Source organism: Psychrobacter sp. S4(2024) (genome assembly GCF_036861305.1).
Lineage (GTDB): Bacteria > Pseudomonadota > Gammaproteobacteria > Pseudomonadales > Moraxellaceae > Psychrobacter > Psychrobacter cryohalolentis.
This window is the reverse complement of the sequence record NZ_JAZAQR010000002.1, coordinates 585202-600043: the sequence shown is the minus strand read 5'-3', so window position 1 is coordinate 600043 and position 14842 is coordinate 585202. Positions and strand designations below refer to the sequence as shown.

Annotated in this window: 12 protein-coding genes; 5 read left to right on the top strand and 7 right to left on the bottom strand. The window is 42.5% G+C overall.

All coding sequences use genetic code 11. The annotated features are described in order from the left end of the window. Positions 1–3 precede the first annotated feature (3 nt). Both gshA and erpA read right to left on the bottom strand, forming a co-directional pair. Positions 4–1587 (bottom strand): glutamate--cysteine ligase, encoded by a 1584-nt coding sequence (gene gshA / locus VLA57_RS07475; RefSeq protein ID WP_442968865.1) that lies wholly within the window; start codon positions 1585–1587, stop codon positions 4–6. A gap of 405 nt (positions 1588–1992) precedes the next feature. Next, positions 1993–2373, bottom strand: coding sequence for an iron-sulfur cluster insertion protein ErpA (gene erpA, locus VLA57_RS07470; RefSeq protein WP_011279349.1), 381 nt, complete (start codon positions 2371–2373; stop codon positions 1993–1995). Between the two features lie 503 nt (positions 2374–2876). Between erpA and VLA57_RS07465 the strand changes: the two genes are divergently transcribed. Then, positions 2877–4868 carry an ATP-binding cassette domain-containing protein gene (locus VLA57_RS07465; protein ID WP_133103991.1) on the top strand — a complete coding sequence of 664 codons (1992 nt, stop codon included), beginning with the start codon at positions 2877–2879 and terminating at the stop codon, positions 4866–4868. A gap of 105 nt (positions 4869–4973) precedes the next feature. Here VLA57_RS07465 and VLA57_RS07460 read toward each other — a convergent pair whose 3' ends face one another. Continuing rightward, positions 4974–5336, bottom strand: a complete 363-nt coding sequence (locus tag VLA57_RS07460) for a septal ring lytic transglycosylase RlpA family protein (RefSeq protein WP_011512421.1) — start codon at positions 5334–5336, stop codon at positions 4974–4976. A 543-nt stretch (positions 5337–5879) separates the two neighbouring features. Between VLA57_RS07460 and VLA57_RS07455 the strand changes: the two genes are divergently transcribed. After that, positions 5880–6860 carry a DnaJ C-terminal domain-containing protein gene (locus VLA57_RS07455; RefSeq protein ID WP_333954749.1) on the top strand — a complete coding sequence of 327 codons (981 nt, stop codon included), beginning with the start codon at positions 5880–5882 and terminating at the stop codon, positions 6858–6860. 85 nt (positions 6861–6945) lie between these two features. After that, entirely contained in the window at positions 6946–7269 is a 324-nt protein-coding gene (locus VLA57_RS07450) for a chaperone modulator CbpM (protein ID WP_011512423.1), read from the top strand. A gap of 87 nt (positions 7270–7356) precedes the next feature. On the opposite strand, the gene sstT is transcribed toward VLA57_RS07450, so the two are convergent. The 4 genes from sstT to VLA57_RS07430 all read right to left on the bottom strand — a co-directional run bounded on the left by sstT (position 7357) and on the right by VLA57_RS07430 (position 11781). Beyond that, positions 7357–8559 carry a serine/threonine transporter SstT gene (gene sstT / locus VLA57_RS07445; protein ID WP_011512424.1) on the bottom strand — a complete coding sequence of 401 codons (1203 nt, stop codon included), beginning with the start codon at positions 8557–8559 and terminating at the stop codon, positions 7357–7359. A 194-nt stretch (positions 8560–8753) separates the two neighbouring features. Beyond that, positions 8754–9209: a DNA polymerase III subunit chi gene (locus VLA57_RS07440; RefSeq protein WP_133103989.1), complete on the bottom strand. Its 456-nt coding sequence runs from the start codon at positions 9207–9209 to the stop codon at positions 8754–8756. Between the two features lie 35 nt (positions 9210–9244). Beyond that, the gene (locus tag VLA57_RS07435; RefSeq protein WP_333954748.1) at positions 9245–10924 is read right to left on the bottom strand and encodes a leucyl aminopeptidase; all 1680 of its coding nucleotides are present in this window, start codon (positions 10922–10924) and stop codon (positions 9245–9247) included. A 251-nt stretch (positions 10925–11175) separates the two neighbouring features. Further along, complete coding sequence (locus tag VLA57_RS07430) at positions 11176–11781, bottom strand: cysteine hydrolase family protein (RefSeq protein ID WP_333954747.1); 606 nt, start codon at positions 11779–11781, stop codon at positions 11176–11178. Positions 11782–12244: 463 nt separating this feature from the next. On the opposite strand from VLA57_RS07430, the gene VLA57_RS07425 reads away from it, so the two are divergent. Both VLA57_RS07425 and lptG read left to right on the top strand, forming a co-directional pair. Further along, the gene (locus tag VLA57_RS07425; protein WP_333954746.1) at positions 12245–13531 is read left to right on the top strand and encodes an LPS export ABC transporter permease LptF; all 1287 of its coding nucleotides are present in this window, start codon (positions 12245–12247) and stop codon (positions 13529–13531) included. After that, positions 13531–14757 carry an LPS export ABC transporter permease LptG gene (gene lptG / locus VLA57_RS07420; protein ID WP_333954745.1) on the top strand — a complete coding sequence of 409 codons (1227 nt, stop codon included), beginning with the start codon at positions 13531–13533 and terminating at the stop codon, positions 14755–14757. The genes VLA57_RS07425 and lptG overlap by 1 nt, the downstream gene beginning before the upstream one ends. Positions 14758–14842 lie beyond the last annotated feature (85 nt).

The following is a 14842-nucleotide window of genomic DNA, read 5'->3' as shown; positions in this document are numbered from 1 at the left end:
AGATTAACGATACTGCTGCAAGAAATCCATGAAATCTTCTGTTTCAGCTGCTTCTATCTCCGCTTGTTGTAAGATAGATTTTTCGGCGAGCACTTCATATTTTGCTTGGGTATTTGGACTGAGCGTCTGCTGCAATAACGAGTCGCGATGCTGCTGCGCTAAGGTAAAGCCCAACTGCCATAAACTGCCCAAGCGCTTGCTATCAGAGTTCACTTGCGCTGAAATAGTTGACTCAGAGTGACCAGCTTTGCCTTGCATCAAGGCAACTGCTGCACGATAATCATTGCCGCCATAGTGTGCATCTAGTAGTGCCGCTAACGGCTGCATACGATTTAGATGCATCAGCATCCAGCTCTCTAATGATTGCTCGGCACCATTATTAAGGATTTGTAAATTGTCACGGCGACCTTCATTAACGACGCGCTCAAGATTGATAGCGAGCGCATCTTCTTCCTCAGGCATTAATTCAGGGGAATCACTAAGCAAGCAATAAAGCGCCATCACTTCTAAAAAGCAGGCACTAGATAAGCGGATACCGATATCGCTATAAGGGTCCAAATCAATCGCACGAAACTCAACATAAGCGATACCACGACGCTCAAGTGCTTCAGTTGGGCTTTCGCCACTCATGGCTATTTGTTTAGGACGAATAGGGCTGTAGTATTCATTTTCTATTTGTAAAATATGATTGTTGATTTGAATAGGATTGCCATTCTCATCATCTAAGCCGAGTTTCTCAAAGCTTTCGTGCGGGGTTTGAATCGCACGGCGCAGACCTTTGACATATTCAGGCAAATTGTTGTAGCGGATATCAAGGTGCTCTTGCACACTATTGGTGTAACCAAGTTTACCCATACGCAGGCTAGTAGCAGTTGGTTTATAATAGGTTGAATTATTGAACATCTCAAGGTCGTGCTCAATCCCTGAAACAAAACAAGGGCAAACACTCGGACTTGCGCCCAATAAATACAGCACCAAACTGGTCAGGCGCTTAAAGTTACGAATCAGACCCAGATATTTATCGTTTTTAAACTGTGTTAATGTCAGAGATTGTGCAGTAGGCGTTTGTGTTTGCCATGCAGTGAATAAATCGTCACCAAATGATAAATTATAATGTAAACCTGCAATTGTCTGCATCCGGCGACCATAACGAACACCAAGTCCACTACGGTACAAAGTTTTCAATTTACCCGTGTTAGAGCTACCATAGTCCGCCAGCGGAATATCTTCATCATTTGATGACAGCATACAAGGCATAGACAGCGGCCACATCAGCTCATCTTCAGGCATACCTTTATAGACCAATAGATGCAGCTGACGCAGCATATTTAGCGTCTCTTTTGGTGATGACTTGGGGTCGGTAATCAGCTCAAGTAAGCTTTCAGAGTAATCCGTCGTAATAAAAGGATGAGTCAGCTTGGAGCCGAGTTTGGCAGGATGCGGCGTTTGGGCCAAATAACCATCAGGCGTAACGCGCAATCCTTCTTTTTCGATACCACGTAACATGCCTGCTAAATGCTCGCTGGCAAACCAGTTTGGAATATCAAAATCGACAAAGCTACTCGCAAAATTACTCATAAGGATCATCTGTTGTTATTGGTTATTATTGGTTATTATTGATTAAAAAACCATCAATGGCTAATCGGAAAATAGAGAATAGTGACTTCAGTTTAGCCCAAAGACAGGCTAAAAACCACGCACGATTACAAATACGGTCAGTTTTACTGAAGGTGAATTCCACATTGTTTGGCAGAAAATCTAGCCATAAAATAGCAGTAAAGCCCTAAGAAAGTTATGACTTTAATTGATCGTTTGTGCTTATTTTCTTGAAAGCTTTTATGGAGGGCAATTCTATTTTTATCAATAGCCAATGCACCCAAATTTTTACAGGAAAAATATCTGAAATAAAAAGCACCTACCAATCGGATAAGTGCCATAGCAAAACAATTCTTTATATAGTCATTGAATATTAAAATATACCAAAGCGAGTATTTAGATCGAGAATGACGAGCCGCAGCCACAAGTGGTCGTCGCATTAGGGTTGGTTACGATAAAGCGTGCGCCTTCCAAACCTTCGGTATAATCAACGGTAGAGCCTTGCAGGTATTGATAGCTTAATGAGTCAACGACCAAGGTCACATCGTTATTATCGAAGTTGGCATCATCTTCATTGAGCTCATTGGCGAAGTTAAAGCCATAAGAAAAGCCCGAACAGCCGCCGCCCGTCACATAGACGCGTAGCATCAAGTTGCTATCACCTTCTTCTTCACGCAGGCGACGGACTTTTTGCGCCGCACTGTCAGTCAGGTTCAGAACCGTTGGATCGACAGGTTGGCTTGAGCTTGGATTAAATTGGTTGGCTGGTTGATTCATATCTACCTCAATTGCTAAAATCAGATGTTATTATTTTCACGTATGCGAGGTCGTCTATTGATACAGGCTAAGATGACTTGCCAGTAGCTTTTCATAGCTGCTATTCATGACCTACCGGCAACTGCACTATTCTTTATGCAAGGTATCGCTATTTTTGGACAACCACTGCGATATAGACAGCATAGTAACTAGGCTTTAATTGAGAATATCAGCACTTAACTGCCTGATGTCAATAGTGTTTTGCTAGTATAACATAGTTGGGCTAATGATTGATTTGTCAAGGCTAACAGTAGCATTTGCTATTATAACCTACTTATATATGCCCCTTGTTGTTTGTTAATACAAGGGAATTAGTAGCAGTATAAAGGTTTGAATTTAAAATACTTATTTAATTGTTTGCCTATCGGTTAGGCGTTTGAAATAATAGCCGCCAGTAAACACGCCAGAGAAGTGTTTTTCCTATTGCCTTATGTTTTATATTACCGCTGAGATGAAGAAATTATATGATCGAATTTAAAGACGTTGGTGTTCGCCGTGATGGTCGTGAGTTGTTTGCAGGGGCAAGCTTCCAGCTACATCCGGGCCACAAAGTTGGCTTAACGGGCAATAACGGGACCGGAAAATCGACCTTATTTGCCTTATTATTGACACGAATGGGTACCGGCGATACCGAAGTGACCCTTGATAGGGGTGAAGTGAGTATCCCTGATAGCTGGCATGTGGCACATATGGCGCAGGAAGTTGGCGCGACCACACAGACGGCGATTGATTATGTGCTAAGCGGTGATGAGCAGTGGTACGAGATTAATGCTACTTTGAATGACTTAAGCAGCGTCAGTGATGAGCAGATTGGTGTGCTGCATCAGCAGTTTGATGAGATTGATGGCTATCGTACACCAACCAAAGCCGCGCAAATTATGGCGGGTCTTGGTTTTAATACCAACCAGCACGAACTGCCAGTAGAAGGGTTTTCAGGGGGTTGGCGTATGCGCTTAAACCTTGCTAAGACCTTGATGAGCCGCGCTGACTTGATGCTACTCGATGAACCAACCAACCATTTGGATTTGGATGCTATCTTGTGGCTTGAGACGTGGATTAATGCTTTTACTGGTTTGGTCATCGTGATTTCGCATGATCAAACGTTCTTAGATAACACCGTTGGTCATATCTTGCACGTTGAGCAACAAAAAATCACCCTTTATACCGGTAACTATCAGCAGTTTATTCGAACCCGTCATGAGCGTATGGCGCAGCAGCAACAAGCTTTTGAGAAGCAAGAAGCGACCAAAGCACATTTGGATGACTTTATTCGTCGTTTCCGTGCTAAAGCCAGTAAAGCAAAGCAAGCGCAGAGCCGTATCAAGCAGCTTGAGCGCATGGCAGAGCTGTCGCCGATGATGGCAGACAACCCGTTCTCGTTTCGCTTTTATGAGCCGGCAAATATGAGCTCGCCATTGATTGAGTTGACCGATGCGGATATTGGTTATAGCGACACGCCACTTCTTTATAATGCAAACGTACAAGTTACCCCTGATACTCGTATTGGGCTGCTTGGAATGAATGGCGCTGGTAAGTCGACCTTGATTAAAGCCTTGGTCGGTGAGCTTGGCGTATTAAAGGGCAGCTATAACGTTTCTGATACGCTAAAGCTTGGCTACTTTAACCAGCATCAAATGGATATCCTTGATCCGAAGGCAACGCCGATAGAGATGTTGCGTCGTTTGGCAGGCAAAACGTCTGATGCGATGTTACGCTCGTTTTTGGGTAGCTTTGATTTCCGTGGTGACCGTATCGATACCATAAGCGAGCTATTTTCTGGTGGTGAGCGTGCGCGCTTAACATTGGCTTTGATTGTTTGGCAACGTCCGAACGTGCTGGTACTCGATGAACCAACCAACCATTTAGACCTACAAATGCGTCAGGCGTTGACGATTGCTTTGCAAGGTTTTGAAGGGGCAGTGGTACTAGTCTCGCATGACCGCGAGTTGATTGCCAATGTCTGTGATGAGCTATTTTTGGTACATGATGGTCAAATCGATGAGTTCGATGGTGACATCAGTGATTATGGTAAATGGCTTGCTGAAAAACGTAAACAAGAAAATTCGCAAGACAAAAATACCAGTAAGAAGAAAAGCAAAAAAGAGAGTAAGAAGTTTGTTTCACGTGAAACAGATGCCAATTCAGTAGGTAGCCAAGCAAGCAAGCAAGTGGGTAAAGATGCGCAGCGCAAGCTGGCCGCTGAACAACGCAAATTAACCGCGCCTATTCGCCGTGATATTGAAAATACAGAAAAGACCTTGGCAACAATTGATGGAAAGCTGCTGGTGTTAGAAGAAAAGCTGGCGAATACGGATCTTTATGAAGAAAGTCGTAAGGCTGATTTGATGATATTGCTGAATGAGCAAACCGCGCTACAGCAACAACATGGTCAACATGAAGAAAAATTGCTACTGGCAATGACAACCTTGGAAGAAATGGAAGCCAATATCGGCTAATATAGTGAAGTTTTTATCAATTGGTTTTTAATCGAAACCAAGCGATAAAACTCAGTCATTAAAAAAGGGAAGGCTTACGCCTTCCCTTTTTTTTACTTTATTGCCTTACTCTCTACGATATCGACCATCACCATAAGATAGGATTTCCATCGTAGTAGTACAAAGCTGACAGTTTATTTGACCAGCAGCAGCTTTAGATAAATCAAGGATGCGACCTCGTATAAAAGGCCCTCTATCTGTAATTTTCACAATCACACTCTGCTTTGTCTTTTTGTTGGTCACTTGTACCTTCGTACCAAACGGCAGCGTTCTATGTGCGGCTGTCAGGGAGTTCATATTGAAGATACTACCACTTGCCGTACGCTTACCGTGGAACTTGCTACCGTAGTAGCTGGTATTGCCGGCGAAAGCAGTGGCGCTCAATAGTATTGATAAAGTGATGACTAAAGACTTGATTAAATAAGACATTTAAAACCTTTTGGCTATTGAAGAAATAGACAGATACTCTTGCCTATGTTATGCATACTCCCTATGAGTACAAATAATATAAAACATCATACAAGAAATAACTTTTCACATTCTTACAGCTCTGTAAAAAAACTCTTTAGGTCAAAAACGCTGTTTTAACAGTAAGTTATGATATATATACCTATTTTGCTATATTTAGATTGCTGTCAATATAAACAATGTATTGGTCGATTCTCTCATTATAAAATCAGTTGAAAGTAAAAATTTTTCGTATTAAATAGTATGTTTCAGAGAAAAATATCCCTTGCATACTACTATCCGCCTAGCAGAGACGATAATAATGTATAGCGAGCGCAAGGTATCGCTTTTAAGTTGAATCCCCTATATTGGTAATATTTCTATAACGGTATTTGGTTTTTTTAGCGCTATCATTATAAGTAGACTAGGGTCACAATCTGTTATATCGCCAACCTAATTTCGATTACTAGCGTTTACAATTGGCATTTCATTATTATTAATAGATCTTATTTTGAGGAACATAACATGGCAGAAAAAAACTACTATGACATTTTAGGGGTCAAAAGAGACGCCTCAGACGCCGATATTAAAAAAAGATATCGTAAGCTCGTCCGTCAATATCATCCGGATGTCAGCGATGCGCCAGATGCCGATAATAAGATTGCTGAGATTAATAATGCTTATGAAACCATCAGAGATAAGGATAAGCGTGCTGAATATGATGCGATGCTAAACAATCCTTTTGCTGGTCAAGGCAGCGGTTTTGGCCGGCAAGCAGGTGCTGGTCAGGGCGGCTTCCGTTGGGAAGATATCAAAGATCAGTTTGGGGAAGGTGAGGCTTACGGCGATGGAGGTTTCCGCTTCGATGATATTTTTTCGGCATTTGGACGCGGCGCACGCGGACAAAATAGTGGTCAGTCGCAATATGGCGGCTTTAGCAACCAAGATAGCAAAGGTCAAGATCAACATGCCGAGATTACGGTTGATTTGGCTTCAGTCTATAACGGTGATGACTATAGTATTAAGTTAAATGTTCCGGTGCGTCAGCCAAATGGCAGTGTGGGCTACGATAATAAGACCCTTAAAATTAAAATTCCTAAAGGCATTACGGATGGCAAGCAAATTCGATTAGCTGGACAAGGAGCGGCTGGCAGTGGTAATGGTAAAAATGGTGATTTATTTTTAAAGGTTAAAATCAGTCATGCTTCAAATATCCGTATCGAAGGCGCAGATATTTACCAAACTGTAAACATCGCCCCATGGGAGGCAGCACTGGGTGAAAAAATTAATGTTAGTACGCCAGCGGGCACGCTGGGTGTAATTATCCCTAAAAATAGCAAGTCAGGTAGTAATTTACGTCTAAAAGGCAAAGGTATTCCTGCTAAAGAAGCAGGCGATTTGTACTTAACCCTAAATATTGTCAATCCGGATATCAATAGTGAAGCGGAAACCAACGCTTATGAAGCACTAAAACAAGCCTTCACTGACACAACTATTGAGCGATAAACAAATAGATTTATAAAAGCCGTTTAATACCCTAATAGAGATGTAGACGATAACGATAAAATAAAGAAAAACGAGGATAATCGCTATGAAACACTCGCCTGAATTTAATGACATTATCATGAGCTTAGATGAGCTGATATCTGCCTGTGGTCAAGAGCGCCAGTGGGTGATCGAGCTGATTGAAGAGAACATCATCGAATATGATGTACCAGAGCGCGAGCAGTTTACTGGCTATCAGCTGACGACTGTGCGCCGTGCGTCCCGCCTAAGTCGCGACTTTGAAGCCAGCGTGCCAGCAATTGGTCTGATACTTGAGCTGCTAGATGAAATCGAGCAACTGCGCCAACTAAAACGCCAATTGGATATGCAAGCACCTGTTATTGAAGTCACGATTGACCAATTAAAATAGTTAAATGAACAGTAAAAGCCGATCATAAAAAAGAGCCCAATCATTGATTGGGCTCTTTAGCATTTAAGCATACGATTTTATAGCAAATTAACGAGCATATTTTGGATCAGCAGCAGCGGTAAATAAGACGTCTGTTGATGAGTTCAGAGCAGTTTCTGCAGAATCTTGTATGACGCCGATGATGAAGCCAATTGCGACTACTTGCATTGCAATGTCATTTGGAATACTAAATAGGCTTGCCGCTAATGGAATCAGTAGCAATGAACCACCAGCAACACCAGATGCGCCGCAGGCACTAATCGTTGCTACCAAGCTTAATAGCAGGGCTGAGGCAAACGTCACTTCGATACCGAGCGTATGAGCAGCAGCAAGCGTTAAAACGTTAATGGTGATTGCAGCGCCCGCCATATTGATGGTAGCACCCAGTGGAATAGTCACTGAATACGTGTCTTCATGTAGACCCAATTTACGGGCAAGGTTCATATTAACGGGGATATTTGCCGCTGATGAGCGTGTAAAGAACGCAGTGATACCAGATTCACGTAAGCAGATAAACACGAGCGGATAAGGATTTTTTCCTGTCTTAACTAAGATAATGAGCGGATTGACGACTAGCGCGATAAATAGCATACAACCGACCAATACCATCAAGATGCGTGCATAGCCAGCTAAAGCTTCAAAGCCTGTCTCAGCAACCGTATTGGCAACCAAACCCAAAATACCAAAAGGCGCTAAGGCAATAACCCATTTTACCACTTGTGAGATGGCATCAGAAAAATCCCCGACCACGGTACGAGCAGTATCACTCGCTTGACGTAAAGCAAAACCAATGATAATTGCCCATGCCAAAATACCAATATAGTTGGCTTCAGCGATAGCCTGAACGGGGTTGGCGACCAAATTCATCAGCAAGTTGGTCAACACTTCTTTTAAATTTGCTGGCGGTACTTGCTCAATTACCGCATTGACTAAAACCAGCTCGGTTGGAAATAAGAAGCTTGCCCCTACAGCAGTCAGCGCTGCTAAAAAAGTGCCAAACATATACATGATCAGCACGGGTTTAACATAGACCTCGTTGCCACTACGATGTTGGCTAATGGCTGCCATGACCAAAACGAATACCAGTATCGGCGCGACGGCTTTTAGTGCCCCCACAAATAAAGTACCCAATAATCCTAATGCAATACCAACATTTGGTGCCAACCAACCTATTAATACCCCTAATACTAAACCGATAATAATAAGCGGTACCAGTCCTATACGCTGGTACATCGCAATCAATGAACGCATCTATACACCCTCAACCTTGTCAATAAATAAGATATTTATAGCGAAAACAGAAAAATAATCGGAGGATGGTAGCATTTTTTGGGATAAGCGCCTACCTTTAACCCGCATCTGACTGGGCTGATAGAGCTAAAGAAAAGGCGTTATATGTGGCAAAAAGAATGATTTTATCGTAATAAATAAATCGGTTTGAGAAATTAAACTTTAAAGTGGGTCAGCTCATAGCCGAGTTGTTGATAGCTTTTATATTTATGACGACCTTCTTGCACACTAGCTGCATCAGGTTTTATCAGCTCAAGGACACGAGTAGGTTTCGCATTGATAGTAGCTGTCATAAAAGTGCTTACTGGATGTATAGTGGTATTAAGAACCATACCTTTAAAGTTAGCAGGCATATAATTGCTAAGAAGTACAGGCGCTAACGCTTTATGGTTGATATCAGTATCAGCATTCAAAAGGCGTTGATGGGGGATAAAGCTAGTAGCCTCTTGCTCCCATAATGCCTTATCAAGCGTCGATAGCAATTCATCATCGTCGATAAGAATTAACAATGATTGATTACTTTTATTAAGCGCGGTTTGGGTCAGCTGACAAATAAAGCCCAAGAAATCTTGGGCTTTATTCTCAGTTAATACATAGAAGCTAACGTTCATAAACTGATTTTCATTAATTGGTTTTCATTAATAAGTTATGCCATGTTTGCACTATTTCTCAAATATTGCATAAACAACGGTACAGGACGACCAGTCGCAGCTTTGTCTTGACCTGAAATCCATGCCGTACCAGCGATGTCTAAATGCGCCCATGCTTGGCCTTCTTCTATAAAGCGCGATAAGAAACATGCGGCAGTAACAGCACCAGCACCTTTACCACCGATATTTTGAATATCAGCGATAGGCGAGTCAATCTGCGCTTGATACTCGTCATCCATCGGCATGTGCCAGATAAGATCACCTGATAAATGACTCGCGTTTTCTAAGTCAAACAACACATCTTCGTCATTACTAAAGACTGCTGAGCGGACGTGACCTAGTGCAACCACACAAGCACCAGTCAAGGTTGCGACATCGATGATGGCTTTTGGCTGATAATACTTCTGTACATAGCACAAGGTATCGCACAATACTAAACGACCTTCAGCATCGGTATTTAATATCTCAACTGACTTACCGTTCATTGCTATGATGATATCGCCAGGACGCGTTGCCTCTCCTGATGGCATATTTTCAGCACAAGCTAGCGCACCGACGACGTTGATAGGTAGACGCGCTTCACATAATGCTTTTAGGGTACCGAGTACCGCAGCAGAACCGCCCATATCAAATTTCATCTCATCCATCGCCGCACCCGGTTTGATTGAGATACCACCTGAATCGAAGGTGACGCCTTTACCAACCAATACGATAGGCGAGTCGTCATTTGCAACTTGCACATCGTCATTACTATCTTGTTTCGCGTTTTTAGCGACTTTTTTGCTAGCAGCATTGGTTGGTAACTTATCAACCAATGCTTTTAAACCACCAGCTACTTTTGCGCTGTTGGTAGTGGCTTTGCTAGTATCACCATCAGCATTGACGCTAAAATTAGACTTGCCACGATATTCCATTAACACCAGCTTGCCCTCTTTGGTCGAGCCTTGCGCGACCGATAAGAAGCAGTTCATACCTAATGCTGACATCTCTTTTTCACCTAATACGGTGACTTTTAAGAGGTCAGGATAAGTGGCTGCCAGTTCCTGTGCTTGCTCAGCCATATACGCTGGGAAACAGATATTACCTGGCTCATTGGCGACGTCACGGGTTAAGCTTTGACCAGTAAAGACCGCTTGTGCAAAGTTTAACGATTCCTCTAAAGATGGCTCTGCCAATAAGTAGATGTCCGTTAAAACAGGCGTTTGCTGCTCAGATTTGTACTTGTCAAAACGATAGCTTGCTGCCAGTAGGCTCAGCGCGAATTGACTAAAATGGTTTTCTTCTAAGCTATCGCCCAGCGCAACAGTGATAGAGTCAACACGCTTTTGCGTGCTCTTATAAATGGTATTGGCAATTTTTTCTAGAACGCTATGACGCAATTTATCAACATTACCCACACCGACCAATAACAGCTGTACTGGATTTTCTTTGGTGGTTTTTTTATCGCCAGCCAGCGCATAGTCAGCAACGGTTTCACAAGCTTTGCCATTAAAGTGCGATACTTCAATCAATTGCTCAATACGGGTTTGATAATCACTCAATACCGACTCAGCTAAGATGTTTTTCTTATCATCGATTAAGACGACAAGGCAAGCGGCGTCTTTACTTTTAGCTTCTTTTTTAAGAATTTTTTGTGTATGGGTTTTCGGTAAACTTTGCGTTAATTTAATATTCATATATTGTTATCCTTATTAGATGAATGCATTTTTTTAAAAACGTGAATACAGTAAGGTGTCAAATTTAAAAAGATATCAAATTTTAACTGCTAACGTATTTGAATCGGTAGGTTATTCTAACTGCTACCTATCTTAAATAGCACGCCTATCAAGCAAGCATAGTAGTGTAGCATATCGGCACACAGTACGCAGTTAGCAAGGGTTAGGTAATGTTTCTGGAGCTATTTCTTGCATTACTCTAGGGTCTGTCGTTAGCTGTTAGTCAACTTATCAGTCGCTACTAGAGCGGCAAATCTATCTTGAAGTGCAGCCATCGCACTATCATGCACAGTACTAGCCGTTATGACTTGTCCTGCAACACTAGGCAGATCGCGCGTGGCACAAGCATCATGACACACGAAATTTTCAAAACCCAAATCAAAGGCTGCTCTGACGCTTGAGCTGACGCACATATGGCTCATAAAGCCTGCAAAAATAATTTGTTGCTTACCAGCCGATTTTATTAGCGCTTGCAGCTCGGTATCATAAAATGCATTAGGGTGCATTTTAACAATGGTTTTTTCGTCATTAATAGGCTGCAGGCTATTAATAATATCTACTTTCGATGATAATGGATTGAAAATTTTGTCATTATCCTGCCCGTGATGAGTAACATGAAATATCGGAATAGCTTCGTTCCTAGCTTTATCGAGTAGCAGGCGCGCGTTCGCAGTGGCTTTACTACCGGCATCACCTAACGGCATCGCGCCGTCAACATATTCATTCTGAAAATCAATCATGACGATAGCGCAATTTGACCAATCAATCTCATTAAATTGACCACCAGCTAATCCAAGTAAGGTAGAGGGAATAGACATTTTATGCTCCGTTAATTAGTAAGCGATATAAGTATAGATGCTAAATCTTAAATAATTTTGAATGTTAACTAACGTTAAATACTAACAACTAATGCTGATAGTATTCAGTACGTGATACGTACAGTACACAAATTCAGTTAGAAAGCATGCATGAGAGACTTAATCGTGATGCCTGAGTTAAAGCGCTTATATCTTATATAGTGCGATTAGGTTTTAAATAGCGCAGTTACGTCCCAATTTAACCCTGTTAATGAATGAGTAATAAATGCGTTATTGGTAACGGCTAGGTAATGTTTCCAAACACATTTCCACGCTATTTTTTCTAGAAATATGCTAGCATTAGCGGTTATGCCTATCGTCTCTGATCAAGCTTAACTGTCCTTATCAATACAGATGCGATGAACCGCACGAACGCCAACTTCTACAACCGCTAAGAGTGCCTACTGTGATATTACGCCGCTATATGACCCAACAAGTTGCCTCAACGACCGCATTAGTCTTGGGTTTTTTAGTGGTGATGATGCTTGGCGGACGTTTGATACGCTATTTTGGTATCGCAGCTGAAGGTAATTTAGACATTGGTTTGCTGTTTACCATCATTGGTTATAACCTACCGTATTTCTTAGAGCTTATCCTACCATTGGCGTTCTTTATTGCGTTAATGCTGGTATTTGGGCGCCTGTATGTTGACCAAGAAATGGCAGTGATTAATGCCAGTGGCGTGTCGCGCGGTCGGCTTGGGCGCTTGATGACGCCATTAATTTTGGCATTATTCGTTGGTGAGGCAGCATTATCCATCGTTGGTAAGCCATGGGGCGTGCGTTCATCTGAGAATGTCTGGCAACAGCAAGCGTTGACCAGCGCCTTTGACTTAATTCGCCCTAATCAATTTATTAGCAGTGGCAATTATCATCTGTATGTGGGCAGTTTAAGTGATGATAAAAAACAATTACAAGATGTGATATTGATTCAGTCTGAGCCTGAAAAAAAGGGCAGTGGGGCTAAAAATAATACTGCTAAAAATAGTGCCATGGATCTTGAAAATAACATCGATGTCGAAACTACCGAACAGCTTAATATTCCAGAATTGCCCACAGCGCTTGCCAGTAATAATATTAGCAAAGACACGATTACGCTTGCCAAACGTGCTGAACAAGTAGATACGGGCAATAGTGGCATAACCCAATTGGATTTGTTCCAAGGTCGCCGTTATGAAGTCGGGGCTGGTAGCTTGAAATACAATCAAGTAGGTTTTGATCGCTATCGTATTACCTTGACGGAGTCGTCGAAAGAAGTCATCACTGAAGACAATATCGAGACGCAAGCGATTGGACCGTTATGGCAAGCGGCAACAGGCAATGCGCAAGTGGGCAGTAATAATGCCATGCGTGCGGCCCAAGGCGAGCTTGGTTATCGTTTATCGTTACCATGGCTGATGATTATTGCGCCGATGCTCGCCGTACCACTGGCGCAAGTTCGTCCACGTCAAGGTCGTTGGTTACGCCTATTTCCCTCTATTTTACTGTTTGTCAGCTGCGCGCTCGGTATCATCTCGCTCAAAAATGCTGTCGGTAAAGGCAGTGTAAGCGTTTGGGCTTATGCATGGCTCATCTTAGGGTTTATGGCATTGGCACTGTATATGAATTGGGGTAGCCGCGTGCAGCACCGATTGCGCTTCCGCAAGCCGGAGAATGAGCTTTTGACGGTTGCCGACAATCAAAATAGTAGCTCACAAGGAGGGCAATCCTAATGAGTGCTCTATTCTCTAAATCATCAAAGCCGAATTTGCCAAATGCTAAATCGCTACTTAGCCCAAAACCGACTAACCTCAAAGTGCTTAGCCGCTACGTTAAGACAAATGCTTTATTGGCGATTATAGCCGCAGTTATAGGGTTGTGGGCATTACAGCTGGTATTCTCTTATTTATCTGAGCTTGATTCGCTAGATGATAGCTATACGATGGGAGAGGCAATCAGATATATCTTTTATCGCTCACCTTATTTTTTAGAGCAATTTATCCCAACAGGGGCATTATTGGGTGCGGTCGTTGGTTTGGGCTTGCTGGCCAATAACAGTGAGCTGGTCGTCATGCGAGCTGCTGGTATTAGCGTTTATCGAATCGTCAGTTGGGTATTGCAGCCAGCTATGATTTTTGTAGTATTAGCATTATTCATTAACCAGTTTGTGTTGCCGTATTCCAATCAATTGGCAAATGAGATTAATAGTGAGGATAACAGCTCGTTAGTAACTTCAGTACGTGGTTACTGGACAGTGCAACCACGCTTTGAGAATACAAAAGACGGCAGTGCCAAGCCGGATGGTAGTGATATCTTGTATATCGATTATGCTGATGTCAAAGGGAATATCGGTCAGGTAAAGCGTTGGCACTTAGATAATAACGGCAACTTGCAAACCGCCATTCATGCTGAGGGCGGACAATATATCGGGCGCGAGGCGCTTGCTACCGCTAGCAGCAAACCGAGCGAGCAATATCGTTATGAGTGGCAGCTGAACAATATGACCAAGCTGATGATTAATCAAGGCTTTGAAAGTAGCCAAGCCATATCGCCCACAGACACATTGAGTTTACCGTTTGCCCCTGAGTCTGTGTATTTGCTCACGCGTCAAGCCGAAGATTTATCTCTTACGCAACTTTATGAGCATCGTCAATTTATGCGTCAGCAAGGCACTCGCTCTTTAAGTCATGAGTTGGCGTTTTGGCAAAAGCTATTATCACCTTTATCCATTCTGTCACTAGTGATTGTCGCCTGTTCGTTTGTCTTTGGCTCATTGCGTACGCACAGTCTCGGCTTGCGAATTGTCGTGGCATTATTATTTGGGCTGCTATTTAGTTATGTGCAGGATTTGGTCGGTTTTGTTTCACTAGCAACGGGATTTTCGCCACTAATGATGGTGATACTGCCAATTATTGCCAGTGCATTGTTGGGTGGATATTTACTGAAACGGCAGATGTAACTCTCAAAATGATGTAAATCTAAAAGTTTAGCCATAAAAAAGCACGCTAAATCCTTATAATTTAGCGTGCTTTTTATTTGTCTGA